At 72.1% G+C, this 24,480-nt stretch carries 24 protein-coding genes; 12 read left to right on the plus strand and 12 right to left on the minus strand.

Annotated features, from left to right (window positions below; genetic code table 11):
• The first annotated feature begins 76 nt into the window (after positions 1 to 76).
• Positions 77 to 1,012, plus strand: coding sequence for a GNAT family N-acetyltransferase (locus ACTMTF_RS05325; protein WP_441109490.1), 936 nt, complete (start codon positions 77 to 79; stop codon positions 1,010 to 1,012).
• 1 nt (position 1,013) lies between these two features.
• Here ACTMTF_RS05325 and ACTMTF_RS05330 read toward each other — a convergent pair whose 3' ends face one another.
• The 3 genes from ACTMTF_RS05330 to ACTMTF_RS05340 all read right to left on the minus strand — a co-directional run bounded on the left by ACTMTF_RS05330 (position 1,014) and on the right by ACTMTF_RS05340 (position 3,436).
• Positions 1,014 to 1,691: a 2-phosphosulfolactate phosphatase gene (locus tag ACTMTF_RS05330; RefSeq protein WP_441109491.1), complete on the minus strand. Its 678-nt coding sequence runs from the start codon at positions 1,689 to 1,691 to the stop codon at positions 1,014 to 1,016.
• A gap of 75 nt (positions 1,692 to 1,766) precedes the next feature.
• On the minus strand, positions 1,767 to 2,096 hold the full coding sequence (locus ACTMTF_RS05335; RefSeq protein ID WP_396999550.1) for a nucleoside triphosphate pyrophosphohydrolase family protein: 330 nt from the start codon (positions 2,094 to 2,096) through the stop codon (positions 1,767 to 1,769).
• Positions 2,097 to 2,218: 122 nt separating this feature from the next.
• A complete protein-coding gene (locus tag ACTMTF_RS05340; RefSeq protein WP_441109492.1) occupies positions 2,219 to 3,436 on the minus strand; it encodes an MFS transporter in 1,218 nt (405 codons plus the stop codon).
• A 94-nt stretch (positions 3,437 to 3,530) separates the two neighbouring features.
• Here ACTMTF_RS05340 and ACTMTF_RS05345 point away from each other — a divergent pair, with 94 nt between their 5' ends.
• Positions 3,531 to 4,010, plus strand: coding sequence for a winged helix-turn-helix transcriptional regulator (locus ACTMTF_RS05345; protein ID WP_441109493.1), 480 nt, complete (start codon positions 3,531 to 3,533; stop codon positions 4,008 to 4,010).
• 138 nt (positions 4,011 to 4,148) lie between these two features.
• Here the strand turns inward: ACTMTF_RS05345 and ACTMTF_RS05350 are convergent, their stop codons facing one another.
• Both ACTMTF_RS05350 and ACTMTF_RS05355 read right to left on the minus strand, forming a co-directional pair.
• The gene (locus tag ACTMTF_RS05350; RefSeq protein ID WP_441109494.1) at positions 4,149 to 4,922 is read right to left on the minus strand and encodes a nucleotidyltransferase domain-containing protein; all 774 of its coding nucleotides are present in this window, start codon (positions 4,920 to 4,922) and stop codon (positions 4,149 to 4,151) included.
• On the minus strand, positions 4,919 to 5,572 hold the full coding sequence (locus ACTMTF_RS05355) for a nucleotidyltransferase domain-containing protein (RefSeq protein WP_441109495.1): 654 nt from the start codon (positions 5,570 to 5,572) through the stop codon (positions 4,919 to 4,921). Before ACTMTF_RS05355 ends, ACTMTF_RS05350 begins: the two co-directional genes overlap by 4 nt.
• A gap of 135 nt (positions 5,573 to 5,707) precedes the next feature.
• On the opposite strand from ACTMTF_RS05355, the gene ACTMTF_RS05360 reads away from it, so the two are divergent.
• The 7 genes from ACTMTF_RS05360 to ACTMTF_RS05390 all read left to right on the plus strand — a co-directional run bounded on the left by ACTMTF_RS05360 (position 5,708) and on the right by ACTMTF_RS05390 (position 15,895).
• On the plus strand, positions 5,708 to 8,788 hold the full coding sequence (locus tag ACTMTF_RS05360; protein WP_441109496.1) for an NACHT domain-containing protein: 3,081 nt from the start codon (positions 5,708 to 5,710) through the stop codon (positions 8,786 to 8,788).
• A gap of 195 nt (positions 8,789 to 8,983) precedes the next feature.
• Positions 8,984 to 10,228, plus strand: coding sequence for a sensor histidine kinase (locus ACTMTF_RS05365; protein WP_441109497.1), 1,245 nt, complete (start codon positions 8,984 to 8,986; stop codon positions 10,226 to 10,228).
• Between the two features lie 31 nt (positions 10,229 to 10,259).
• Positions 10,260 to 10,910 carry a response regulator gene (locus ACTMTF_RS05370; RefSeq protein WP_441109498.1) on the plus strand — a complete coding sequence of 217 codons (651 nt, stop codon included), beginning with the start codon at positions 10,260 to 10,262 and terminating at the stop codon, positions 10,908 to 10,910.
• Between the two features lie 164 nt (positions 10,911 to 11,074).
• Positions 11,075 to 13,090 (plus strand): MMPL family transporter, encoded by a 2,016-nt coding sequence (locus ACTMTF_RS05375; RefSeq protein ID WP_441109499.1) that lies wholly within the window; start codon positions 11,075 to 11,077, stop codon positions 13,088 to 13,090.
• 49 nt (positions 13,091 to 13,139) lie between these two features.
• The gene (locus ACTMTF_RS05380; protein ID WP_396999532.1) at positions 13,140 to 14,030 is read left to right on the plus strand and encodes a hypothetical protein; all 891 of its coding nucleotides are present in this window, start codon (positions 13,140 to 13,142) and stop codon (positions 14,028 to 14,030) included.
• A gap of 33 nt (positions 14,031 to 14,063) precedes the next feature.
• Positions 14,064 to 14,981 carry a hypothetical protein gene (locus ACTMTF_RS05385; RefSeq protein WP_441109500.1) on the plus strand — a complete coding sequence of 306 codons (918 nt, stop codon included), beginning with the start codon at positions 14,064 to 14,066 and terminating at the stop codon, positions 14,979 to 14,981.
• Positions 14,982 to 15,022: 41 nt separating this feature from the next.
• The gene (locus ACTMTF_RS05390) at positions 15,023 to 15,895 is read left to right on the plus strand and encodes a hypothetical protein (RefSeq protein ID WP_441109501.1); all 873 of its coding nucleotides are present in this window, start codon (positions 15,023 to 15,025) and stop codon (positions 15,893 to 15,895) included.
• A gap of 14 nt (positions 15,896 to 15,909) precedes the next feature.
• Here the strand turns inward: ACTMTF_RS05390 and ACTMTF_RS05395 are convergent, their stop codons facing one another.
• Positions 15,910 to 17,055, minus strand: coding sequence for a UDP-N-acetylglucosamine--N-acetylmuramyl-(pentapeptide) pyrophosphoryl-undecaprenol N-acetylglucosamine transferase (locus ACTMTF_RS05395; RefSeq protein WP_441109502.1), 1,146 nt, complete (start codon positions 17,053 to 17,055; stop codon positions 15,910 to 15,912).
• 4 nt (positions 17,056 to 17,059) lie between these two features.
• Positions 17,060 to 17,875: a formylglycine-generating enzyme family protein gene (locus ACTMTF_RS05400; protein ID WP_441109826.1), complete on the minus strand. Its 816-nt coding sequence runs from the start codon at positions 17,873 to 17,875 to the stop codon at positions 17,060 to 17,062.
• Positions 17,876 to 18,114: 239 nt separating this feature from the next.
• Here ACTMTF_RS05400 and ACTMTF_RS05405 point away from each other — a divergent pair, with 239 nt between their 5' ends.
• On the plus strand, positions 18,115 to 19,074 hold the full coding sequence (locus tag ACTMTF_RS05405) for a Ppx/GppA phosphatase family protein (RefSeq protein WP_441109503.1): 960 nt from the start codon (positions 18,115 to 18,117) through the stop codon (positions 19,072 to 19,074).
• An 80-nt stretch (positions 19,075 to 19,154) separates the two neighbouring features.
• The gene (locus tag ACTMTF_RS05410; RefSeq protein WP_396999523.1) at positions 19,155 to 19,289 is read left to right on the plus strand and encodes a hypothetical protein; all 135 of its coding nucleotides are present in this window, start codon (positions 19,155 to 19,157) and stop codon (positions 19,287 to 19,289) included.
• Here ACTMTF_RS05410 and ACTMTF_RS05415 read toward each other — a convergent pair.
• The 3 genes from ACTMTF_RS05415 to ACTMTF_RS05425 all read right to left on the minus strand — a co-directional run bounded on the left by ACTMTF_RS05415 (position 19,276) and on the right by ACTMTF_RS05425 (position 20,721).
• Positions 19,276 to 19,698: an ATP-binding protein gene (locus tag ACTMTF_RS05415; RefSeq protein WP_441109504.1), complete on the minus strand. Its 423-nt coding sequence runs from the start codon at positions 19,696 to 19,698 to the stop codon at positions 19,276 to 19,278. The two genes, ACTMTF_RS05410 and ACTMTF_RS05415, sit on opposite strands and share 14 nt — an antisense overlap.
• Positions 19,699 to 19,792: 94 nt before the next feature.
• Positions 19,793 to 20,338 carry a TetR/AcrR family transcriptional regulator gene (locus ACTMTF_RS05420; protein WP_441109505.1) on the minus strand — a complete coding sequence of 182 codons (546 nt, stop codon included), beginning with the start codon at positions 20,336 to 20,338 and terminating at the stop codon, positions 19,793 to 19,795.
• Positions 20,339 to 20,403: 65 nt separating this feature from the next.
• The gene (locus ACTMTF_RS05425) at positions 20,404 to 20,721 is read right to left on the minus strand and encodes an STAS domain-containing protein (RefSeq protein ID WP_396999517.1); all 318 of its coding nucleotides are present in this window, start codon (positions 20,719 to 20,721) and stop codon (positions 20,404 to 20,406) included.
• A gap of 67 nt (positions 20,722 to 20,788) precedes the next feature.
• On the opposite strand from ACTMTF_RS05425, the gene ACTMTF_RS05430 reads away from it, so the two are divergent.
• The gene (locus tag ACTMTF_RS05430; RefSeq protein ID WP_441109506.1) at positions 20,789 to 21,718 is read left to right on the plus strand and encodes a GNAT family N-acetyltransferase; all 930 of its coding nucleotides are present in this window, start codon (positions 20,789 to 20,791) and stop codon (positions 21,716 to 21,718) included.
• On the opposite strand, the gene ACTMTF_RS05435 is transcribed toward ACTMTF_RS05430, so the two are convergent.
• Together ACTMTF_RS05435 and ACTMTF_RS05440 are read right to left on the minus strand one after the other, a co-directional pair.
• Complete coding sequence (locus tag ACTMTF_RS05435) at positions 21,715 to 23,007, minus strand: AAA family ATPase (protein WP_441109507.1); 1,293 nt, start codon at positions 23,005 to 23,007, stop codon at positions 21,715 to 21,717. The two genes, ACTMTF_RS05430 and ACTMTF_RS05435, sit on opposite strands and share 4 nt — an antisense overlap.
• Positions 23,004 to 24,431, minus strand: coding sequence for a hypothetical protein (locus ACTMTF_RS05440; protein WP_441109508.1), 1,428 nt, complete (start codon positions 24,429 to 24,431; stop codon positions 23,004 to 23,006). Before ACTMTF_RS05440 ends, ACTMTF_RS05435 begins: the two co-directional genes overlap by 4 nt.
• Positions 24,432 to 24,480 lie beyond the last annotated feature (49 nt).

A 24,480-nucleotide genomic window follows, 5' to 3' on the forward strand; every position in this document is an offset into this window, starting at 1 on the left:
CTGAAAAGTCGAGGGAAAGGAAGCGCTGCGATGTCCGGTGGTCTACGGACGCTTCCCGCGTCCTTCTGGAGGAATCGTGCTGTTCCGCTCCACGGTCGAGGCTGACCTCGACCGCCTGCTCCACTGCACTGTCGACGAACCCGTCAGCTGGGCGAATCCCGACCGGTTGCGTTCCTTCCTGGCCGACGGCCACTACCGCCACGAGCGCGTCTGGATCGCCGAGCAGGACGGCGAAATCCTGGCCCGCGCCGTCTGGTGGGGCTTCCCCGACGGCGACCGGCCGCTCGCCCTGGACTGCCTGTACGTGCACCCCTCGGTCGAGGACCGGGTGACGCTGGCCGCCGAGCTGCTGCGGCACGGCCACGCCGCCTTCGGCGACGCCCCGGCCTACCACGTGTTCGTGCCGACCGGCTGGCGCGACAACCCCGCCGTCGCCGGTGCCGTCGCGTGGCGGTGGGAGGCGGGCCGCCGCGCCGGGCTGACCGACGAGCTCGAACGCCTGCGGTACGCGTGGACGCCGGCCGCGCCGGTGCCCGAGCCGTCAGGCAGGCTGACGTTCACGGCGGAGCCCGACGACGAGGTGTTCGTCGAGGTGTTCCGCCGGGTCGCCGAAGGCAGCCTCGACCATCACACCCGCCTGGCCCTGCTCACCAAGGACGCCGAGACGCAGGCCCGCGAGGACCTCGCCGACTACCTGAGCATGCCGGGAGACAGGTCCTGGTGGCGGCTGGCCCACACCCCGGCCGGCGACCTGGCGGGCTTCGCCCTGCCGTCCGCCAACAACGCCGGGCCCGTCGTCGGCTATCTGGGCGTGCTGCCCGAGCAGCGCGGCCACGGCTACGTCGACGACCTGCTCGGTGAGATCACCCGCTGCCACGCCGAGCGGGGCGCGCAGCGGATCGCCGCCGACACCGACTCCACCAACCTGCCGATGGCCAGGGCGTTCGAACGCGCCGGCTACCGGCTGTTCGCGGTGCGGCTGGTGCTGTCGGCCGATCCCGCGGCCGGCTGAGTCACGGCGTCACGCGCGGCCGCAGGACCATGAGCGAGCCTTCCGAGGTCGCCACCATGGCGAAGGGGAACCGGTCGACCTCGAGACAGAGCGCGACGTCATCAGGGTGGACTCCTTGGCGCACCCCCTCCGCCAGCTCGGCGGCGGCGCGTGACTCGGCGGCGCGGCGGAGGAACTCGGCGGCATCCGTCGCGGCCTCGGTGACCCGGCGAGCGATGTACTGAGCACACGCCAGATCCTCATCGGCCTGCCCGTCTTCGCCGGTGACCACGAACGTGACACTGTCCCCCTCGCGCGTCCGCAAGAGCCGAGCCGTCGCCTCCGCCACCACGAAGCCGGCGCACAGCACCAGCGACGCCTCCTTGACCGCAAGGGCGCCGACCGTCCCTGCCGTGGTCTTCTGCACAACGGTCCGTCCGCCCAGGTCGATGGACCGCAGCAGGCCCGGCGAGTTGACCGCGTCGAACCCGGGCGCGAGCGGACCGTCCTTGACCGCCACCCAATCCGGGTGGCGGGCCTTGAGCGCCAGGGCTTCGTCCAGCGACTCAGCGAGAACGATCTTCTCCGCCCCCTGGGCGAAGGCCCAGGCGGCCACGGTGAAAGCACGCATGACGTCGACCACGACCGCCACGGACGGGGTTTCGACCAGCTCAGCGATACCGAGGAAACGAGTGTCCATTCCGGTCATGATGGGGCATACCAGGGCGCGCTGGGTGCCGTACACGTGCTGAGCCGGGGCGACGACGTCGCCATGTCAGCGACCGTCGCCGCTGCCGCCGATCACTCCTCGTCGCTGCCGGTCGGCGAGCTTGGCAATATTGAGTTGGGCGACTTCCTCAAGTTCGACATCAAAGTAATCGGCGATCACGGCGATATACCAAAGCGAGTCGCCAAGTTCTTTCTTGAGGTCTTCTACGTCCCACTGAGAGAAGTCGCTATCGTGATCGCGAACGACCTTCTTGGCCTTTTCGGCAATTTCCCCTGTCTCGCCGACGAGTCCGAGGAGCAGATGAAACAGCTCGTTGTGCTTGCTCTTGGGAGCTGCGGTCAGAAGTGCCGCCTGCTGATAATCATTCAAGTTCATACGCTCACCCTATCGTGTCGATGCCAGGTGAATCGGTCGAGTCCGTGGGGCGGTAATGGACGGGGATCGGACATTTCGGGATCGCCGACTTGGCGAATCCCCTGAGGTTTTCTCAACGGTGCTTACTTCCGGATCCGGTTGAGGACCAGGAGTGCGAGGCAGCTGATCGCGGCCCCCAATGCGCACACGGCACTCCAGCCGCCCACGGCATAGAGGGCGGTCGAGGCGATGGCTCCGAAGGCGCTGCCGAGCGAGTAGAAGACCATGTAGCCGCCGATCAGCCGGCTGCCCGCGTCCGGGCGAAGCGCGTAGATCAGGCTCTGGTTGGTGACGTGGACCGCCTGCACGGCGAGGTCGAGGACGATCACGCCGACCGCCAGCGCCCACAGCGACTGCCGGGCGAAGGCCAGGGGCAGCCACGAGGCGACGAGCAGGGCCAGGCCGATGCCGGTGGTCCACTGGGAGAGCCCGCGGTCGTTCAGGCGGCCGGCCGCGGTCGCGGCCAGGGCGCCCGCGGCTCCCAGCAGGCCGAACGCGCCGATCGCCGTGTGGGACAGAGACAGCGGAGGCGCGCTCAGCGGCAGCGCGATACAGCTCCACAGGGTGCTGAAGGCGGCGAAGATGAGCAGGGCGAGCAGGGCGCGGAGCCGAAGGAGGCGCTCCTGTGCGAACAGGGTGAGCGTGGAACGCAGGAGCTGTCCGTAGTGCATGGACGGTGCGGCGGTGTCGCGGGGCGGCAGGGCATGGTGCAGGGCCAGGGCGAGCGCGCAGGTGAGGGCCGCCGAGGTGAGGTAGACGGAGCGCCAGCCGGCGACGTCGGCCAGGATGCCGGATACGGTGCGGGCAAGCAGGATGCCGGTGACCACGCCGCTGGTCGCGAGGCCCACGACGCGTCCGCGTTGCGCCGGTGGGGCGAGCGAAGCGGCGAAGGCCACCAACGTCTGGGTCACCACCGCGAGGAGTCCTACGGCGGCCATGCCCGCGAGCAGGAGTGCCGCGATGGTGGCGGTGCCGACCACCATCAGCGCCGCTGCCAGCAAGAGCAGCTGCACCACGATCAGCCGCCTGCGGTCGAGCAGGTCGCCCAGCGGCACGAGGAAGAAGAGTCCCAGCCCGTAACCCAGTTGTGTGAGGGTGACGACGGCACCGAGTGTCGCCGGGCTGATCGCGAAGTCACGGCCCAGCGTCACCAGGAGGGGTTGCGCGAAGTAGACGTTGGCCACCGCGGTCCCACAGGCGATGGCGAAGAGCAGCGTGATGCCCCTGGGCAGCGCGCGGCCGGGAGTCCTCTCCTTCGTGCCCGCGGTCTGCGGTGTCGTGGTCTCGTCGTTGCCGGCCACCAGGCGTCCTCCCGAAGAGTGGTTTCATCTTGCTACCAGGGGGACGGTAGTCATTCTGGTAGCATGTTGCAACCGAGGTGGGGTGGAGGGTGTCATGGTGAAGCGGACGCGTCTCAATGACAGTGACTGTCCCGTCGCGCGATCAGTCGACGCGATCGGCGACTGGTGGTCCTTGTTGATCGTGCGGGACGCGTTCGACGGCAGCCGCCGCTTCGGAGACTTCCAACGCAGCCTCGGCGTCGCCAAGAACATCCTCACCACGCGTCTGCGCGCCTTGGTCGCCGGCGGCGTCCTCGACGTCGTCCCGGCTGCCGACGGCAGTTCTTACCACGAGTACGTTCTGACGCCGAAGGGCAAAGACCTCTTCCCCGTCATCGTGGCGCTGCGGCAATGGGGCGAAGGACACTTCTTCGCGCCCGATGAGCCGCATTCGGAGCTGATCGACCGCCAGTGCGGGCGGCCCCTTCGCCTGCTGGAGGTCCGCTCCGCAGATGGGCGACGGCTCGACCCCGATGACACCATCGTCAACAAGGTCGATCAGCCCCGAACGGCTGATCGTGGCCAACGGAGCTGATTCCCTCGATCGAGCCCACGTCGACAGTTAGGGGTTGACCTGCACGTAGCGGGCGGCAGCGGAGTTCGCACAAGTAGATCAGCACGAGCATGGCCGGCCGGGGCCGGGACGGGTTCGCGGTGCGGCTGGTGCCGTCGCCTATCTCAGGGCCGATCCTGCGGCCGGCTGAGTCATGGTGCCGCCCGCCAGGCGGGTCCGTACGACCAGGTCGTGTACGGCCTGGTGGGCGCTGCCCGTCTCGGGAAGAGGCGAGGCGTCCCTCGCCGCCTCCAGTTCCGCCGTCAGCCGCGCCACGTCCCCGGCCGCGTCGGGGACCGGTGGGGCGGCCCCGTGCTCGGCCTCCCGCTTGGCGGCCACCAGCTCCGGCAGATACCCGGGACCGTACGCGTACAGCCTGGTCAGATCGGCTTCGAGCGCGCCGGTCCGCATCAGGTGAAGGCCGGTGGCCAGCACCCGGAAGGTGTAGAGCAGCGGCTTGAGCTCGCCCGTCCTGCCGTACAGCCGCCACTGCGTGCGCGCGAACCCCAGGTAGTGGTGGGCGTGGTGACGGGTCAGGCAGCCGGGGGCCAGCGCCACCAGCTCCTCGTGCACCGGCGACGACGCCACGACCAGCGGTGACAGCAGCTGCTCCAGGACGTAGCCGTTGCGGCTCAGCAGCAGCCGGCAGAACTTGGCCAGGTCGTGCGTGACCAGGTCCACCTCCACCCCGTCACGGGTCCACGTCCTGTCGAGCGTCTGTGGGCCGACGGTCAGGCCGACGACCTGCTCGACCGGCAGCACGTGCACGCCGCGCAGGTCCACGTCGGAGTCCGCGGACGGGAAGCCGTACAGGTGGGCGCCGCTCACCGTCGCGAACGCGAGCGGATGCGGCTGCTCGCCGGGGATCTCCGGCAGCCAGTCGGGCAGTCTCACAGATGCTCCCTGCGCACGTCGATCAGAAACTCCTCCACCGCGCGGACGTCCGGCCGCTCAGGCAGTACGGACTCCGCGCCGGCCAGCTCGGCGGTCAGTTCGGCCCGCCAGGCGGTCACCCGCTCCCACGGCACCTCACCCCGCCGGACGGCCAGCAGGCGCTCGCGGTACGGGCCCACCTGGAGCAGCAGGTCGCCGTGGCGTACCAGGTGCAGGCCGCTGAGCAGCAGCCTGATCAGGTGCATGGCCTGCTTCCACTTCGGCGCGGCCGGGTCCAGCCGCCGGAACTGCGCGTCGGCGTATCCGGTGAACGTCCGGTGGGCGCGCGCTGACAGGAACGCGCCCCGCAGGTCACGCAGCCGCTGCCCTTCCGGGGTGCACACCTCCACGATCGGCGACCATAGGCACTCCAGCACCGTCGGGTTCGCGTCCAGGGCCAGCCGGCACAGCCGTTCGACCTCCCAGGAGAACTGCTCGGGCAGCGGCCCGTCGCGGTGCGTGGCCGGCTTGTCCAGGCGCCAGAAGGCCTCGGTCGGCGCCACGAACACGCCCCGCCGGTCGGTGTCGGACGAGGCGGTGTCGAGCCCGTAGGCGCGCGACCCCACCACCACCGAGAGGATCAGGTCCTCGCCCGCGGAGGCGTACGTCATGATCGTCCACCTCCCCGTGCCTGACTCGAAGCCATACCTTAACGGAACGGCTGATCGCCCGTACTAGCCGAGAACGCTCCAAAAGCAGTGGGAACGGCGTCATGATGGACCCACCCGTACCTCCTGGAGACGCCTATGACGGACATCCTGAGCTACGCCGACGCCCTGGAGATCCTCGGCTGTGAGCAGAGCAGGCTGGTCGAGCTCACCGAGTTCGCCTCGACCGTGGCGCGGACCGGCTGGGCCACGGCCGGCGTCGCGCGGCCGGCGACGGGCCTGCTCGACCTGCGGAGCGACATCGTCGGCTACACCGAGGACGTGGTACGGCGCACCGGCCGGCGGGGGAGGGGCGGCAACCGGTTCACCCGCACCCGGCGGCTGGCCGCCACGCACGCCGTGCTCGTCGTGTCGGCGTACTTCGAGGCGCTCGGCGACGCCAGGCTGCCCGTCGAACTGGACCGGCTCGACCACGTCCGCCATCCCGGGAGCGGCCCGGCGGAGAAGTTCGCGGCCCTGGTGGAGAGCCTGCTGCTGGAGCCGCTGCCGATGCCCGAGCCGCACCGCCCCTACGCCGAGACCCGGCAGGCCGTGCGGCGGTTCTACGAGCGGATGTCGCAGGCTCTGACCACGTATGCCCGGGAGCTGCCGGTGTGGGGGGAGATGTCCGCCGGCGACCGCACCCGCCTGCCCATCCTGCTGGACGACGGGCCGGCCACCCAGGCGTTGCGGATCTACGACGAGGACTACCGGCTGCTCGGTGCGGACAGCCCCGAGTTCGGCATGTGGAGCCTCGTCACCGAGCCGCAACCGCTGGGCACCGGCCTGTCCAGGGTGGCGCGGCTGCTGGCCGAGCTGGCCCCGCCCAGGGTGGGCGACCGGCCGATGATCCACCTGGTACGGCTCGCCGCCACCGCCCTGGACCTGCCGCTGATGGCCGGCGGGACGGCGCCCGAGGACGTCACGCTGCCGCTGCTCGGCGAGGGCTACATCAGCCCCCGCTGCCGGGTCGCGGAGATGACGCGCGAGGCCACGCCCGCCGCCAAGAGCTGGTGGGCCGACCAGCGCGAACTGCCCGACGCCGAGGCGTTCCTGATCGGGCACCTCACCTCGCTCCGCGCCACCCAGGCGCCCCTCGTCGTGCTCGGCGAGCCCGGCTCGGGCAAGACCAAGCTGACCGAGGTGCTGGCCGCGCGGCTGGCCGGATCGGAATTCCTGCCGATCAGGGTCGAACTGGGCGACGTGGCGGCGGACTCCGCCGTCTCATCACAGATCGACCAGGGCTTACGCCACATGCTGGGCGAGGAGGCGCGCTTCGAGGACCTGGTGGGCACGGGAGAAGGGGCGCTGCCCGTGGTTATGCTCGACGGTTTCGACGAGCTGATCCAGGCCGCGCACGCCAGCAGGTACGACTATCTGGAGCAGATCCAGCGGTTCCAGCTCACGCAGTACCGCGCGGGACGGCCCGTCGCCGTGATCGTCACCGGCCGGACCGTCGTGGCCGACCAGGTCGGCTTCCCCGAAGGCGTGCTCGCCCTGCAACTGCGGCCGTTCGACGAGGACCAGGTGCGGCGCTGGCTGGACATCTGGGACCAGACCAACCGCGCCGTACTGGCCAGGCACGACCGGACCCCGCTGACCGCCGACGTGGCGCTCGCCCAGGGCGAGCTCGCCACCCAGCCGCTGCTCCTGCTCCTGCTCGCCCTCTACGACGCCACCGGCAACACGGTACGGCGAGACGGGCCGCACATCGGCCGGGCCCAGCTCTACGAGTCGCTGATCAGGGACTTCGCCCAGCGCGAGGTGGTCAAGGACGCCGACGCGGCAGGCCTGCCGCCCGCCCGCCTGCGTGCGCTGGTGGACCGGGAGCTGGTGCAGCTCGGGGTGGTGGCGTTGTCGATGTTCGCGCGCGGCCGGGCGGTCGCCACCGAGGCCGTGCTCGACCGGGACCTGGCCGCGCTGTGCGGGCAGGCGCGCGGCGGCGCGGACGACGCCGTCAACGACGGCACCGACCACGGCACCGTCAACTGGGCGCGGCGGGCCACCCGGCGCTTCTTCTTCGTGCACCGGACGGAGACCGGGCCGCCCACCGGCCGGGTGCGCTGCTACGAGTTCCTGCACGTCACCTTCGGCGAGTTCCTCGTCGGCTGGCTGGCCGTCCACGCGGTGCGGGAACTCGTCCGCAGGCACGAGCTGGTCGACAGCGAGCTGGCCGCCGCCCCCGCCCAGGACATCGACGACGACCTGTTGCACGCCGTGATCTCGTTCTCCTGCCTGGCCGAGCGCGGGCCGATGGTCGGCTTCGCCGTCGAGCTCATGGCCGCCCTGCCCGCCGAACTGCGCGACCGGGCCGGCGACCTGCTCGGCACGCTGCTGCGCGAGTCGCTGCACGAGCGGCGGCGCCGCTCCTTCACCGGCTTCGAGCCGGTCCGCCACCCGGTGACGCGCCGGCTGGCCGCCTACTCGGCGAATCTCACCCTGCTCCGCGTGGCCGCGTCCACCGAGCCGGTGCGCGTCTCGGAGCTGCTGCGCGACCCCGACCCCCTGGCCCGCTGGACCTCCTACGCGCACCTGTGGCGCAGCCAGCTCGGCGACGACGGCTGGGCCGGCCTGCTCGCCGCCCTGCCGGCGCACCGGGTGTCAGAGGGCGGCGAACGGGACATCCTGCTGGGCCGAGCCGGGCAGGCGCCCGAACCGGCGGGCCTGAGCTGGTGGTTCGACCACCGGCCGCGCCGCCAGGCCACGCTGCTGCGCCACCGCACCAGGGCCCTGGCCGAACGCCCCTACCTGCTCGGCGTCGACACCGACCTGCTCGCCGACCTGCTCGGGGACGAGGCGGAGCTTCCCCTCGTGCTGCGCCCCTCGGGCGAGGTGGCCAGCGGCGCCCGCCTCGTGCACGACCTGCTCACCCGCGAGCCCGGTGCCGCCGGTGAGCGCGTCGCGCTCTACCTGGACACGATCGCCGCCGTCACCGCGCCGAACACGCCGCGCAACGGCCGGCTGCTTGGCCTCATCGCGCACGCCGTCACGCTGGACGGCGCCTCACTGCCCTTCGCCGACCGCGGCCGCATCCTCAGCGAGCTCCTGCACGGCGGCACCGACCACGCGCTGCTGCGCCCCCTCGTGGAGTCGATGATCGCCGAACGGTTCGAGAGCTGGGAGAGCCTGGTCAAGGCGGGCATCCCGGAGGACGTGCTACGGAAGATCCACAGCCCCTAGGACGACCGGCGGCTCGGCCTTGATGGTCAGGCCGCCCCCTCCTCGCGGGCCCCGGCGACCACCGCGACCGACATGCGACCACCGGTACGCGTCGCCCGCCATCCCGATGGCCGGCCGCGCTGCCGCGCTCGCCGTACCCGCTGTACCGCCACGGCGGTATCGCGCGGCGGCAGGGGCGCGCACTACTGTGCGGGTGTGAAGTGGGCCGGTGCGCGGGCGGGTGCGGGGCGGGCCGGCGTGCGGAGAATGTGGTGGGCCGGCGTGCGGAAAAGTGTGCGGTGGGTCGGCCTGCGGGCGGCCGGCGTGCGGTGGCCCGGCCTGGGGCCAGGGGGTTCGAAGGCGGCCGGGATACGGATGGTCGCGCTGGTGGGCGGCTTGGCCGTGGTGGTGCTGTCCTCGACGGTCATGGCCTACGGTAACCAGCCGGACAGCAGGCCGCTCGACGTGCTCGGCTACGCGCTGCTGGTCGTGACCGCCGCCGGGCTGGCGTGGCTGCCCGGCAGGCCGGTGGTGGCGCTGGTCGTCACGGTGGCGGCGGCCGGCGCCTGCTTCGCCCTCGGCTACGCCTACGCCTTCTGGCCCGTCCCAGCGCTGGTCGCGATGTTCGCCGCCATCGCCGCGGGCCGCCGGTCGGCGGGCTGGACGGGTGCCGCGCTCCTGGTCGCGGTGCCGGCGATCGCGACGGCGGCGCATCCCGGCCTGGACCGGGTCGTCGGCGTGGTCATCTGGGCGCTGCTCGTCCTGGTCGTCGCCCAGCCCGCCGAGGTGTCCCGGGCCCGCCGCGCGTACGTCGCCGAGGTGGAGCGGCGCGCCGCCGAGGCCGAGCGCACCCGCGAGGAGGAGGCCCTGCGCCGGGCGCAGGAGGAACGGCTGCGGGTGGCCAGGGAGCTGCACGACGTCACCTCGCACACCGTGTCGGTGATCGCCCTGCACGCCGCCGTCGCCGCCGAGGCGGTGGAACGGGCCGGCGGGCCGCCCGAGGCGAGCGCCGCTCTCCAGGTGATCCGCGCCTCCAGCCGCCAGGCGCTGGCCGAGATGAAGGGTGTCCTCGGCGTCCTGCGCCCCGGCTCCCGCCGGCCGCCGCCCGGCACCGCCCAGCTCCCGGCCTTGGCCGAGACCGCCGGGCTGCCGGTGGACCTGGCGGTCTCGGGCTCGCCACGCTCCCTCCCACCCGCCGTCGACCTGGCCGTCTACCGGGTCGTACAGGAGGCGCTGACCAACACCATGAGGCACGCCGCCGCCACCCGCGCCACGGTGACGCTCACCTACGACGAATCGGCTGTGACGGTCCGGGTGGACGACGACGGCGCCGGCAGCCGGGCCCCGAGGGGCCACGGACTCACCGGCATGGCCGAACGCGTCGCCGCCGCCGGCGGCCGCCTCACCACGGGCGACGGCCCCACCGGCGGCTTCCGCGTCGACGCCTGGCTGCCCGCGTGATGCCGAACCCGCTCACCGACGGGGAGCCCGCGTGATCACTGTTCTGCTCGCCGACGACCAGCCGCTGGTCAGGGCCGGGCTGCGGGCACTGCTGGACACCGAGGACGACCTCACCGTCATCGGTGAGGCCGCCGACGGGCGGGAGGCGGTACGGGAGGTCGCCCGGCTGCGACCCGCCGTGGTGCTGATGGACATCCGGATGCCGGGGCTCGACGGCCTGGAGGCCACCCGCGAGATCGTCCCCACCGGTGCCCGGGTCGTCGTGGTCACCACCTTCGACCTGGACGAGTACGTCTACGAGGCGCTCCGATCCGGGGCCAGCGGCTTCCTGGTCAAGGACGCCGAGCCCGCCGAGATCCGGCATGCCGTGCGGGTGGCGGCCAGAGGCGACGCGCTGCTGTCGCCCGGCGTCACCCGGCGGCTCATCGAGGAGTTCGCCGCCCGCCCGGCGAGCGGGAGCGCCCATCTGCTGGCGCCGCTGACCGCCCGCGAGCGCGAGGTCCTGGCCAGGGTCGCGCACGGCCTGACGAACACCCAGATCGCCGAGGATCTCTTCATGAGCCCCGCCACCGTCAAGACGCACGTCAACCGCATGATGGCCAAGCTCGCCGCACACGACAGAGCCCAGCTCGTCGTCCTCGCCTACGAGAGCGGCCTGGTCCGGCCCGGCCACAGCGCCTGACCGGGCGGCAGGCGTACCCGCCGCGCCCGGCCTCTGCCCGACGACCTCGCGGATGCCGCGTCCGATCTCTGCCCGACGACCCTCGCGGATGCCGCGTCCGGTGTAGCGCGGTGTCCGTGGTGGGTGGACGACCGGGGGTGGTGGCGGTTCCTAGCGTTCGCCGCATGATCCGTTTCTGTGTTCGTCACCGGCGCCTCGTCCTGATGCTCTGGCTGGTGCTGGCCGCCGCTCTCGTGGCGGGAGCCGTCGCCCGGCCCGGCCCCTCCTCCGATGACTTCTCGCTGCCCGGCTCGGAGAGTCAGCGGGCCGCCGACCTGCTCGGCGACGCCCGGCCGGAACCTTCCGGCAGGCTCGTGGTGTCCGCCTCCTCCGGCGTGCGCGACCCCGCCGTCCGCGCACGGGTGACCGAGCTGGTCGCCCGCATGAACGCCGTCGCCGGCGTACAGGTCGGCCAGGCAGGTGAGCGGGCTTCCACCGGCGCCCCCTACGGGCAGGTCTCACCGGACGGCACGATCGGCACCATCCCGATCAGCTACCCGGACGCCGGCACCGCGCTGGAGCTGAAGAGCCTGCGGGACGGATTCGCCGCTCCCGGCGTGGCCGTCGAGCTGGCGGGCGAGGATTTCGCGGACTTCACGCCCGGGGGAGTGACGGAGGGGGTCGGGCTGCTGGCGGCGGCGGTGATCCTGCTGCTGGCCTTCCGGTCGCTGCTGGCCGCCGCGCTCCCCATCGTCATCGGCGTCATCGGGGTGACCTGCGGCGTCGCCCTCCTCACCCTGCTGAGCAACGTCGTCGACACGCCCGGCTTCGCCGTCTTCCTGACCATCATGCTCGGGCTGGGCGTCGGCATCGACTACGCGCTGCTCATCGTCACCCGCTTCCGCACCGGGCTGGAAGAAGGGCTCGGCGTGGACGCGGCGATCGGCCAGGCGATGCGGACGGCCGGCCGGTCCGTGCTGTTCGCCGGCGTCACGGTGATCGTCACCGGCGCGGGCATCCTGTTCCTCGGGCCGTCGCTCGGCGGCGGCATCGCGCTGGCCGCCGGATGCGGCGTGCTCATGGTGATGCTCGCCGCGCTCACCCTGCTGCCCGCCCTCCTGCGGATGGCCGGCACCGGTATCGACGGGCTGTCGCTGCCGCGCCGTACCGGACGGGAGCCGCTGTCGGTGCGGTGGAGCGGGATCGTGGGGCGCCGGCCGTGGACGGCGGGACTGCTGGCGGCGGGGCTGCTCGTCGTGCTCGCGCTGCCCGCGCTGGACCTGCGCGCGGGCTGGTCCGACGCGAGCAACCGGCCGGTCAGCGACACCACGCGGCGCGCCGGAGACCTCCTGGCCCGCGGCTTCGGGCCCGGCGCGGAGGCGCCGCTGGTGCTGGCGGCGGGCCGGGAGCACGCGGAGGCGATCGGCGAGGCGGTCGAGCGGGCGCGCCGGACGCCGGGTGTGGCCGATGCCGTGGCGCTGGGCGAGGGGGCCGCGCTCGTGGTGCCCGCCACCGGGCCGCAGGACGAGGCCACCACCGCGCTGATCCACCGCCTGCGTGCCGAGTTGCCCGCGCCGGTGCTGGTCACCGGCTCGACCGCGGCCGCCGCGGACTTCGCCGCCTTCGCCGCCGGGCGGTTGCCGTGGATGGTCGGGGCGGTGCTGCTGGCCTCGTACGTGCTGCTGCTGGGCGTGTTCAGGAGCGTGGTGCTGCCGTTAAAGGCGATCGTGGTCAACCTGCTGTCCATCGGGGCGGCGTACGGGGTGATCGTCGCGGTCTTCCAGTGGGACCTGCTGGGGCGCGGCACCGGCGGCCCGGTCGACGCCTGGGTGCCGATGATGCTGTTCGTCATCACGTTCGGGCTGTCGATGGACTACGAGGTGTTCCTGCTCTCCCGCATCCGGGAGGAGTATCTGGGCGGGCTGGGCAACAGCGCCGCCGTCGCGGCGGGGGTCGCCGGGACGGCGCGGGTCATCACCGCCGCCGCCGCGATCATGTTCTGCGTGTTCGCCGCCTTCGGCACGTTCGACGACCGCGCGCTGCAGATCATGGGCATCGGATTGGCCGCCGGAGTGCTGGTCGACGCCACCGTGGTGCGGCTGATCCTGGTGCCGGCCGCGATGGAGGTGCTCGGCGAACGCAACTGGTGGTTCCCTCACCTGTCCTTCACGAGGCTGCCACTTAGGAGAAATGTCTCGTAGTATCCCCGTCATCACGAGCGTTGGGGGCGCCAGGGTGCCAGGACAGAGCGTGGGTGTGGTGGTCGATCCCGGAGTGCCACCGGAGATCGCCGGGTCACTGCGTGCCAACGCCCCGCTGCTGTCCAGGTTCAGATCCGGCTGGGTGCCCCCCGCCGGGGTGCCGGTCGGGCCGCGGCGCAGGAGCCCGTCCAGCGCCGTCCTGCTCGCCGCCACGCCGGTGATCATCGCGTTGATGGCGGTGCTGCTGGAGACCGCCATGGCGCCGGTCGGCTTCGTCCTGCTGGGCACGTTCGTCTTCGTCGTGCTCATCAAGATGGCCGGCTATGACGAGGTTCCGGAGGGCCACCGCCCGCACGAGCGGGACGTCTACGAGCACGCCCGGCGCCACGAAGGCCGCTACTTCCTGCCCGAGGACTTCGACGAGCGGGCCGGGCAGGTGCTCGGCAGGGCGCAGCGGGCCATCGGCACCGTGCTGCGCTCCCATGTCAACGCCGAGGGGCTGCTCGACGACGCGCGCAACGCGGTGATGCTGCCGGAGCAGGAGTGGGAGATCGCCCGGCTGCTGGCCAAGCTCTCGGTGCTGCGCGCCGAGCACCACGACCTCGTCGCCCGGGGGATCGCGCCGGAGGTCGCGGCCGTGGTCCGGCCGCTGCAGAACGCGCTCGACGTCAGCGAGGCCGCCGTGGTCGCGCGGGTCGAGGCCCTGGAACGTTACGCCGGCCACGTCGCCGAGGCCGAGCGCGCCTACCACGCCCGCGGCCAGATCGAGACGCTGCGCGCCCGGCTGCCCCGCTACGAGGAGCTCCTGGCCGAGTCGGGCGCCGACGCGCTGGCCGTGCCCGAGATCGAACGGCTCGCCCAGGACGCCGACGACGTCGAACGCGCGCTGCGGCGCAGCGTGAGCTCCGCGCACGAGGCGTTCCGCTACCTGGAGGGCTGACTTTCGGACAGATCGCCACATAGGATCTGTTATGTGCCCGGTCGCCCTGCGAAGGTGGTAGTAGAGCCGACGGTGCCTGGCGAGGCCGCCGACCTGTTCCGTGACAACCGCAATCTGCTGGTACGCATCCGCGCCGGGTGGATCCCCACCCACCGGCCCCGGCCGCCCGCGTTCGGTCTGGTCACCAACATGCTGATCGGCGCGGTGGCGCTGGTGGCCATCGGAGCGGGGCTCGACTTCTTCCTGGCCGGCCTCTACACGCCGTTCGTCGTCATCATGACCCTCGCCGCCCTGCTCATCGTCGGCGCGCTGGCCAGGCCCCGGCCGGACGCCGAAGCCGAGCGACGGCACGCGGTCGAGCACCACGTCTTCGAGAGCGCACGCCGGTACGAGGGCAGGTTCGTGCTGCACGAGGACCTCGACGAGGGCGCCCGCGCGCTCATGACCCGCGCCCAGACGGCCATCGACGCCATCATGGGCTCCCATGTCAACGCCCAGGGGCTGCTCGACGACGTGCGCAACGCGGTCATGCTGCCAGAGCAGGAGTGGGAGATCGCCCGGCTGCTGGCCAAGCTGTCGCGGCTGCGGGCCGAGCACGACGAGGTGGTCGCCGAGGGCGTCACCCCCGAGGTCGCGGCCGTCACCGGGCCGCTGACCCAGGTCCTCGACAGCAGCGAGCGGGCCGTGCGCACGCGGGTCGAGGCGCTGGAACGTTACGCCGGCCACGTGGCCGAGGCCGAGCGCGCCTACCGCGCCAGGCACCAGATCGACCGGCTCAGCGCCAACCTGTCCCGCTATGAGGAACTGCTGACCGAATCCGGCGCCGACGACTCCGCCCTGCCCGAGCTGAGCCGCCTCACCGAGGACGCCGACCGTCTTGAGGACGCCCTGCGCGTCAGCGTCACCTCCGCCCACGAGGCATTCCGCCATTTACGTGGGGGAGACGATTGATAACCCCCGAACGCCGATTTCCCATAGGATTTGAGTTTGTGGTGGACGTGGTAGTAGATCCGGGGGTGCCGCCGGAGGACGCGCGACTGATCAGGGAGAGCAAGCACGTCCTGATCAAGATGCGCCGCGGCTGGGTGCCCGAGCCACCACCCAGGGCGGGCGTGGGCCGCTCCATGACCATCACGGTGCTGGCCGTCGCCGCCCTCCTGGTCACCCTCGCCGTGATGACCAGAGGCCTCGGCATGCTGCTGCTCGCCATCGTGGCCGCGCCCATCCTCATGGTCACCCTGGTCCGCAACGATCCCGGCGAGGAGGAGCAGGCCGTCGCCGACCGCGAGATCTACGAGCAGCTCCGCTGGTACGAGGGCCGCTACGTGCTCGCCGACGACCTCGACGAATCCTCACGCAGGCTGCTGGCCAGGGCGCACCGGGCCGTCACCGCCGTGACCGAGTCGACGGTCAACGCCGAGGGGCTGCTCGACGACGTGCGCAACTCGGTGATGCTGCCCGCGCAGGAGTGGGAGATCGCCCGGCTGCTGGCCAAACTGTCCGCGCTGCGCACCAAGCACAGGGAGACCGTCACCGACGGCCTCAGCCCCGAGGTAGCCGTGGTCGCCGAGCCGCTCGCCAGGGCCCTAGACAGCAGCGAGGACGCCGTCGTGGCCCGGGTCGAGGCGCTGGAGCGCTACGCCGCCAACGTGGCCGAGGCCGAGCGCGCCTACCGCGCCCACCACCAGATCGAGGAGCTGCGCGGCCGGATCCACCAGTATGAGGAGCTGGTCGCCGAGTCCGGCGCCGACGGCTTCGCCGTGCCGGAGATCGAACGGCTGTCCCGCGACGCCGACCAGCTCGACCAGGCCCTGCGGCGGAGCCTCCACTCCGCCCACGAGGCCTTCCGCCATCTGGATCCCTGAGCCGTAGGGCCCCGCTAGCCGCCGGGCCGCGTCGTACTCGCCACGGACTGCACCAGCAGGTCGCAGAGCGCGTCGGCCGCGTCCAGGCGGCCCAGCTTCTGCGCCGCCTCGCCCATCGAGGCGAGCCGGCCCGGGTCGGCGAGCAGCGGCATCAGCTCCGCCAGGAGCATGTCGGCGGTGGGGCGCGGCTCCAGCAGCGCCCGCGCGGCGCCCGCCGACACCAGGTAGGAGGCGTTCTTGCGCTGCTCGTCACCGCCCGTCGGGATCAGCGGGATCAGCACCGACGGCTTGCCGATCGCGGTCAGCTCCGACACCGTGCCGGCGCCGCTGCGGGCGATCACCACGTCGGCGGCGGCGTACAGGTCGGGCAACTCGCCGCCCACGTAGGGGACCGGATGGTAGCGGTCGGCCAGCTCGGCGGGCAGCTCGACCGAGCGCATCTGCTCGATCCACGCGGGCCCGCACTGGTGCACGATCTGGGCGTGCGGCAGCAGCCGGGGGAGGATCTCCTGGATGAGCGTGTTGATCTGCTTGCTGCCCTGCGCGCCGCCCGTCACGTAGATCAGCGGCACCTCGAACGTCAGCCCGAACAGGTCGTAGGCCGCCGCCCGGTTGCCCTGCAGCAGCTCCGGCCTGATCGGGTTGCCCGTCACCACCGCCTTGCTCCTGGTCGAGGCAGGAAGGTAGTCCAGCGACGACTCGTGGGACAGCGCGATCCGGGTCGCCAGCCTGGACAGGATGCGGTTGGCCAGCCCCACCACCGTGGTCTGCTCGTGCATGACCAGCGGGCGCCGGATCAGCTTGGCCGCGACGCCGATCGGCACCGCCACGTAGCCGCCCGTCGACAGCACCACGTCGGGCAGGTAGCGGGCGGCGTGCCCGATCGCCTGGAACACCCCCACCGGGATCCGGAACACGTCGGCGATGTTGGTGCCGAGCTCGCGGAGGTTGGGCCGGCGGCGAAGCTTGCCCGTGGTGATCGCCTTGAACGGGATGCCGTGCTCGGCGGTGATCTTGGCTTCCAGGCCGCCGGACGTGCCCACCCAGAGCACGTCGTGCGGCACCTGACGGCGCTGCATCGCCGACAGAGTCGTCAGAGCCGGATAGGTGTGACCGCCGGTGCCGCCGCCGGTGATCAACAGTCGCAGGGTTCGTGACATGCGCTCAGACTATGGCCGCACAGCGGAAACCCGTGTGCCCGGTGGCGGAGTCGGGAGTATTGGCGGTGCGCGCGGCCACCCGGTAGCGGTTGCAGTAGGAGTCGTGGCACAGGTAGGAGCCGCCGCGCATCACCTTGGCGTCGCCGTCGGCGGGCCCGGTCGGGTCCTCGGCGAACGGCTCCCAGACCGTGCCCCACCAGTCGGCGGTCCACTCCCACACGTTGCCCGCCACGTTGTAGAGGCCGTGGCCGTTGGGCTGGAACGACTTGACCGGCATCGTGCCCTTGCTGGGCGCGCTCGGGAAGTGGCCCTGCCAGATGTTGCACCGCGCGCGGCCCTTCGGCGCCAGCTCGTCTCCCCAGGGGTAGCGGGCGCGCTCCAGCCCGCCGCGCGCGGCCATCTCCCACTCGGCCTCCGTGGGCAGCCGCTTGCCCGCCCAGGCCGCGTACGTGGCCGCGTCGTTCCATGAGACGTGCACGACCGGATGGTTCTGCCGGTCGCCCACCGAGGAGCCGGGCCCTTCCGGCGAACGCCATGTCGCCCCCTCGACCCCGGCCCACCAGGGTGCCTGCGGCACGCTCGCGTCCATGACGCCCGGCCCGGCGAACTGCCTGAAGACGAACGACCAGCCGATCCGCTCGGCCTCCGTCACATAACCGGTGTCCTTCACGAACGTGGCGAACTGCGCGTTGGTCACGCAGGCCGGGTCGATCAGGAACGGCGTCAGCCGCACCTGCCGCACCGGCCCCTCGCCGTCCTCCTGGTTGCCGTCCGGGTCGTCCCCGCCCATCCAGAAGGTCCCGCCGGGAATGCGCGCCATCCCGCGCGGCGGCTCTCGCCGCACCGTCTCCACCACCACGGGCCGGCCGGCCGCCGGCCGGTCCGCCCCGGGGGCCGCGTCCCTGCTCGGACCGCAGCACGCTGCCATCAGCACTCCTCATCTGTCACCAAGGAAGCGTAGTGGCCTCCGCTCACCAGGAAGCGCAGTGGGCTCCGCTCACCAGGTAGCGCAGTGGCCTCGGCTTCACCGGGTGATGCGCGGAGCTGTAGCGTCAAGCCATGCGACTCGGCGTGCTGGACATCGGCTCGAACACCGTCCACCTACTCGTCGTCGACGCCCACCGCGGCGCCCGGCCCATTCCCGCCTATTCACACAAGGAGGAGCTGCGGCTGAGCGAGCACCTCGACGAGGGCGACAACCTGTCGGCCGAGGGTATCGAGCGGCTCGGCGCGTTCGTCGAGGAAGCGGTGCGCATAGCCGAGGACAAGGGGGTGGAGGACCTGCTGGCCTTCGCCACCTCCGCCGTGCGCGAGGCCGCCAACGGGGAGCGGGTGCTGGCCGGGATCGACGACCGCTGCGGGGTGCACATCGACGTGCTGTCCGGGCGTGACGAGGCGAGGCTGACGTTCCTGGCGGTGCGGCGCTGGTTCGGCTGGTCGTCCGGCCGGCTGCTCGTCTTCGACATCGGCGGCGGCTCGCTGGAGATCGCCTCCGGGGTCGACGAGGAGCCCGACGTGGCCGTGTCGCTGCCGCTCGGCGCGGGCCGGCTGACCCGCGACCGGCTCACCGCGGACCCGCCCACCGTCGAGGAGGTACGGAGCCTGCGCAAGCACATCCGGACCGAGATCGCCCGCACGGTCGGCGACGTCGTCAGGTACGGCCGGCCCGACCGGGCCGTGGCGACCTCCAAGACGTTCAAGCAGCTCGCCAGGATCGCCGGGGCGGCGCCCTCGGGCGACGGTCTCTACGTCTCGCGCTCGCTGACGAGGCAGGACAGCGCCCACTGGGCGGCGGAGCTCACCGCCATGCGCTCCGCCGAGCGGGCCGAGCTGCCGGGCGTGTCCGAAGGGCGGGCGGCGCAGCTGGGGGCGGGGGCGGTCGTGGCCGACGCCGTCATGGACCTGTTCGAGGTGGACCGGCTGGAGGTGTGCCCGTGGGCGCTGCGCGAAGGGGTGATACTGCGCCGGCTGGACATGCTCCCGAGCAGCCTCGACCCGCACAACAACACCGCCAAGTAAGGATGAAATATCCCCACATAACGCCCAGTTAGCGGCGTCGAAACAGCATGAATTGGGTGGATTGCGGGCATTTTTCGCGGATGTGGACACTGCTCGGCGCGTTCGCGTCCTTGGTGATCGCCCTCATCCTGTCGTTCCTGGCCGTGGTCCTCATCTCGGTGGTCGTGCTCGTCTGGCTCGCCTTCATGGCGAGCATGACGGCTAGGTCGTCATGAAGTGCGGTCCGGCCGCCCCGGGGACGAAGCGGAGTTTCTTCTCCAGGCACACCATGGCGCCGTTCTCCCGCTTGTTGGTGAAGCGGATGTCATCGGCGAGCGCACGCATGATCTGCAGGCCGCGGCCGTGCTCCGAGCCGGGTGAGGGCTCACGCACGGCGCCGGCGTCGAAGCCGCCGCCCGTGTCGATCACCTTGATCACGCAGAGGTCGTCGTAGACGGAGACACTGACGGTGTAGTCGTCGCTGGGCTGGGCGTGCTTGACCACGTTGGAGCAGGCCTCGCTGAGCATGAGCTCGATGTCGTCGCGGATCTGCGCGTCGACGCCCAGCGATCGCAGTGTGCCGTCCAGCATCTGCCTGATCAACGGCACACTGGCCGCATCCCTGGGCAGACGGAGTGCGATCATCGTCTCCACTGCGTTCCTCCCCATTCGCCGTGGGAACCCCCTGCCCAAGATCCGGGCCGGCAATCGTCACCGGCGCCACTCCCGCCTCGGCGTCCTACGGCTCCAGGAGACCGAGAGCCACCTCCAGCGAGGCCTCGGTGACCTCCTCCTCGGTGAGCGAGCCGTCGCCCGCCACCCACTTACTGGCGTGCAGGGTGTACAGGGCCATGAACCGGCTGACCCGGGTGGCCGGGGGCATGTCGGGCTCGCTCATCTCGCCGACCAGCCCCACCAGCACCTCGCGCATCCGGAAGATCCTCGGGTGGTGGCGCAGCGATGTCTGGTTACGCTCCAGGAACCGGGCGATCCCGACGTAGCGGGGCTCGCGCAGCTTGGCGGCGTAACGCAGGATCAGCTCGCGCCGCATCTGCGGAGTCTTCGGCTGTGACCTGACCCAGGCCAGCAGGCCGTCCATCTCGGCCGCCCAGAGCTCGGCCAGGCTGGCCACGATCTCGTCCTTGGTCTTGAAGTGGTAGTAGAGAGCCGCCTTCGTCACGCCGAGCCGCTCGGCGATCTCCCGCAGCGAGGTCGCCTCGTATCCCTGCTCGGTGAAGAGCTCGAGGGCGACCTCCTGGATCCGGGACCGGGTGTCTTCCCGCACAACGCACCTGTCTCGACGGCCGGAGATGAGATCCCCCAGCCTAGGGCACCTGCCGGGAGGCAAGATCAGGCGGGCGGGATGCCGAACAGCCGGTCCAGCGCCGTCATCCGCATCAGGCTGCGCACATAGGGGGTCAGCGCCACTATGCGCAGCACCGCGCCCGTCCCGGCCACGGCCTGCTGCAGGCGGACCAGCGAGGCCAGCCCCGAGGAGTCGATGAAGGCCAGGCCGGACAGATCGACGTCCACCCGGTCGTAACCGTCCACGGGGAGTGACGAGAGCTCCGCCGCCGTGTCGAAGTCGAGGTCGCCGCTGAGCGTGATCCGGATCGTCCCCGCGGTGGGTGAGTCGATCTCGATGCGTAGCGGCGTCTTGTCGAGCACGTCCCACAGCCTATCCGCGGACGGAAAATGAGAGGCAGGCGGTAGGGGTTTTGTGGAGAATCACCGCATGCACATCATCAGGCGGCCACGGGCCGAGGACGCCGCCGCCATCCACGAACTCAGCGTGGCCTGCGACGTGGCGGCGCTCGGCGTGCCCGACACGACGCTCGGCGACGTCGAGGACGTGCTGGCGGAGCCGACGCTCGATCTCGGCAAGGACGCCTGGCTGGCGCACGACGCCGACGGCGCGCTCCTCGCCTGGGCGTGGGCCTGCGGACCGGGCGACAGCGACCTGGTGGAGATCGAGGTCATCGTCCGGCCGGGCACGACCGGCCTGGCCGAGCGGCTCTGGCCGGTCGTCGTCGAACGGGCCCGCGAGATCGCCGGCGAGCGCGGCTACGACACCGCCACGGTCGACGCGGTCGTCTACCGCGCCGACGAGACCAAGCGGGCGCTGGCCGAGAAGCACGGCTTCGAGCACAGCACCAGCTACTTCCGGATGCGCGTCGACTTCGACGGGCCCGTCGAGCCGCCCGCCGAGCCGCTGGGGCTCACCGTGCACACCGGCGAGAGCGACGAGATCCGCCGCGAGGCGCACCAGGTGCTGGAGGATGCCTTCGCCGACCACCACGGCTTCGTCAGGAGCGGCTACGACCTGTGGTTCGAGCGCAGGCAGCAGCAGAGCGTCAACGACTGGAGTCAGCTCACCCTGGTCAGGATCGACGGCCGGCCGGCGGCGGCGCTGCACGCGAACGACCAGTTCGTCATCGACGAGAGCTGCGGCTACGTCGCCTCGCTCGCGGTGCTGCCCGAGTTCAGAGGCCGGGGGCTCGGCAGGTTCCTGCTCCGGCGCGCCTTCGCCGCCGACGCCGCCCGTGGCCGCAAGGGCACGATCCTGCACGTGGACTCCAACAACGTCACCCCCGCGCTCGGCCTCTACGAGTCGGCGGGCATGCGGTCCGTGCTGATCATGGACGCGTGGCGGCGCCGGATCTAAACCCGATGGGCGGCCAGGTGGTCCAGCACCGACTGGTTGGCCTCCCAGCCGTCGGGGAACTTCACCGGCGCCCCGAGCTGCACCGGCTCCGCCGAGGGATGGGCGTCCAGCAGCTCGGCGATGCCCGCCCTGGCCACCACCACGCAGGCGTGCCGGTGCCGCGAGGTCAGCACGCACAGCCGTCCCGACTCCAGGTGGAACGCGGTGGCGTCCCGGCGCCCCGACAGCGGGTGCAGCACGATGGTGACGTCGTACTCACGGCCCTGCAGCCGGTTGGCGGTGTCGACCGTGATCTCCGGCGGCAGCCCCGCGCTCCTGATCGCCGCCACCTGGTCGCGGTGGGCGGCGCCGACCGCGATCCGGTCGGCGGTCACGGGCCGCTCGCCCTGCTCCGAGCTCGCCACGGCGCCGCGCTGCAGCAGCCGCTCGGCCAGCAGCGCCACCGCCTCCACCGCCTCGCCGTCGGTGCGCACGGTGTGCCGGTTCGGCAGCTCCAGCAGCGCCCACCCGGACCTGGCCGCCTCCTCCAGCGCCCGGTCGTGCACCGTGCCCATGCCGCCGGTGGTCAGCTCCAGCCGCCGGTCCTGCGGCCCCGTGCCCGAGGTGAACCCGGTGAACGGGTAGAACGCCCCCGACACCACCGGCGCGGCCGAGGCCGGCAGCCGCCACGACACCGGCAGCCGGTGCACCGGCAGGTCCGGGTTGTGCCGCAGCAGCACCGAGACCGCGCTCTGCAGCGGGTCCCACGACAGCCCGGACCACCGATCGCCGTCCACGATGGAGAACGGGTCGAGCTGGCCCGGATCGCCGACGAACAGCGCCCGCTCGAACAGCCCGGCGATGCGCAGCAGCTTGTCCGAGCGCATCTGGTACGCCTCATCCACGATCGCCCACGGCCAGACCCGGCCGGAGATCCACGCCCACTTGTCCGCGGTGGCGATGACGATGTCGGGATCGCCCAGGTCCTGGACGCGGGTGCCGACGGTGACGCCGGGCAGCTCCAGCATCCGGGCCGGCGGCACGTAGCCGCTCGCCGACAGCCGCCCCACGGTCAGCCGCGGGTGCTTGTCGCTGATGCGCGCCACCAGGTCGTCGACCTGCTCGTTGGTCTGGGCCACGATCATCAGCGGCTCGCCGGTCTCGGCGAGGTGCGCGGCGGCCCGTACGACCAGCGTGGACTTGCCCGCGCCCGGCGGCGAGTCGACCACCACGCCCCGGTTGCGCGGCAGGTCGGCGAGCACGGCCTGGATGACCTGCTCCGGGGTGGGTCCGGTCGGCTGTACGGTCACGACCACTCCTCCTGGGCGTCCTCGTCGGTGGGGACGTACGGCTGGGGCGGGCCGCCGTGGGTCCACGGGGTCGCCTCCGGGTCCGGCAAGGCCGGTGAGCCCTGGAAGTCGCCGGTGAGCGAGGTGTAGCAGACCCGTTCGCCCACCTCCGGCACCGAGCCGGGAGCGGGCGTCCTGGCCCGGCCCATCCCCTTGGTGATCTTGATGGTGACGAGGCCGTCGCGGGCCGACACCAGCTGCGCGCCCTGGCCGCGACGCTCCGGCGTGCCCAGGGCGGTCCCCGGCGCGAGCCGTACGGGATCGTCGGTCTTGACCACGACCAGCGGGCGCAGCTTGCGCGAGCGGCCTTCGCCCTCGGTGTTGTCCGGGTCGTTGTCGACCACCTCGCCCGCGAACGCCTCGCCCGTCAGCCGGTACTCGGCCATGATCAGCGGGTCGTCGTAGGCGCGCTGCACGTCGTAGGTGGCCTGGGCGCGCTCCATCCGGGCCAGCCGGGCGGCCGCGGCGATCGCGCCGTCCCGCCTGGCCTGCGGCGGCCCGCCCTCCGTGACCTGGGCGGCCATGCCGCTGAAGGAGGCGCGGTCCTGCTCCCACCGCTGCGCGACGCTGGCCCCCTCCGCCAGGCCGCGCAGCAGGTCGAGCGCACGCCACATGAGCCGCCAGGTGGGTTCGAGCTGGGTGCGCAGCGCCTCGGTGACGCGTTCGGCCGACTCGCTGTCGATCGCCGGCGCGAGCACCTCCGAGTCGAACCCCGGATCGGTCGCCGGTCCGGCGGGCGGCCAGATCAGCGGGTCCTCGGCGTCGTCGTCCGGCCCCTCGGTGATCCAGGAGACCAGCGCGGCCAGGTTGGCGTCCTCCAGCGAGCTCTGCCCGCTCGCCCAGTGCCTGCCGAGCTCGTCGGTCGCGCACAGCGTCAGCGACGAGCCCGGGTAGGCGGCGCGCTCGCCGAAGTACGTCAGCCACCGCCCCAGCAGCGGCACCCCCATCGGCACCGGGTACGGGCCGTCGAGGCGGCGGAAGCGGGTCGAGCGCCCGAGCAGCCGGGTGAACGCCACCCCCGCCCGGTTCGGCACCACCAGCTGCGGCGCGTCCAGCGCCCGCTCGTACGGGTCGGCGTTCTTGCGCTCGACCGTCTCGGTGCTCGACAGGAACGTCTCGACGTACGGCACCAGCACCCCGGCCAGTTCGGCGGCCCAGGCGAACCGCAGGTCGCGGTTGCGCGGCTGGGGCACGACCAGCAGCCGGGGCTCGTCGCGGTCGGTGCCGAGCATGGCGGCCAGCGGCGCGGCGGCCTCGCCCGACAGCTTGAGCGGGATGAACACCATGGGCCGGGCCGACACGTGGCAGTGGCGGACGGTCGCGATGGGCTGCGCGATGCCCTCGTCCAGCGCCCGCAGCCGGGCCAGCGAGGTGAGCAGGCTCATGCCGCGAACCTCCGGCACACGGCCCGAAGGGTGATGCGGCGGAAGCCGA

The organism is Nonomuraea sp. ZG12 (genome assembly GCF_052068115.1).
Classification (GTDB): Bacteria; Actinomycetota; Actinomycetes; order Streptosporangiales; family Streptosporangiaceae; genus Nonomuraea.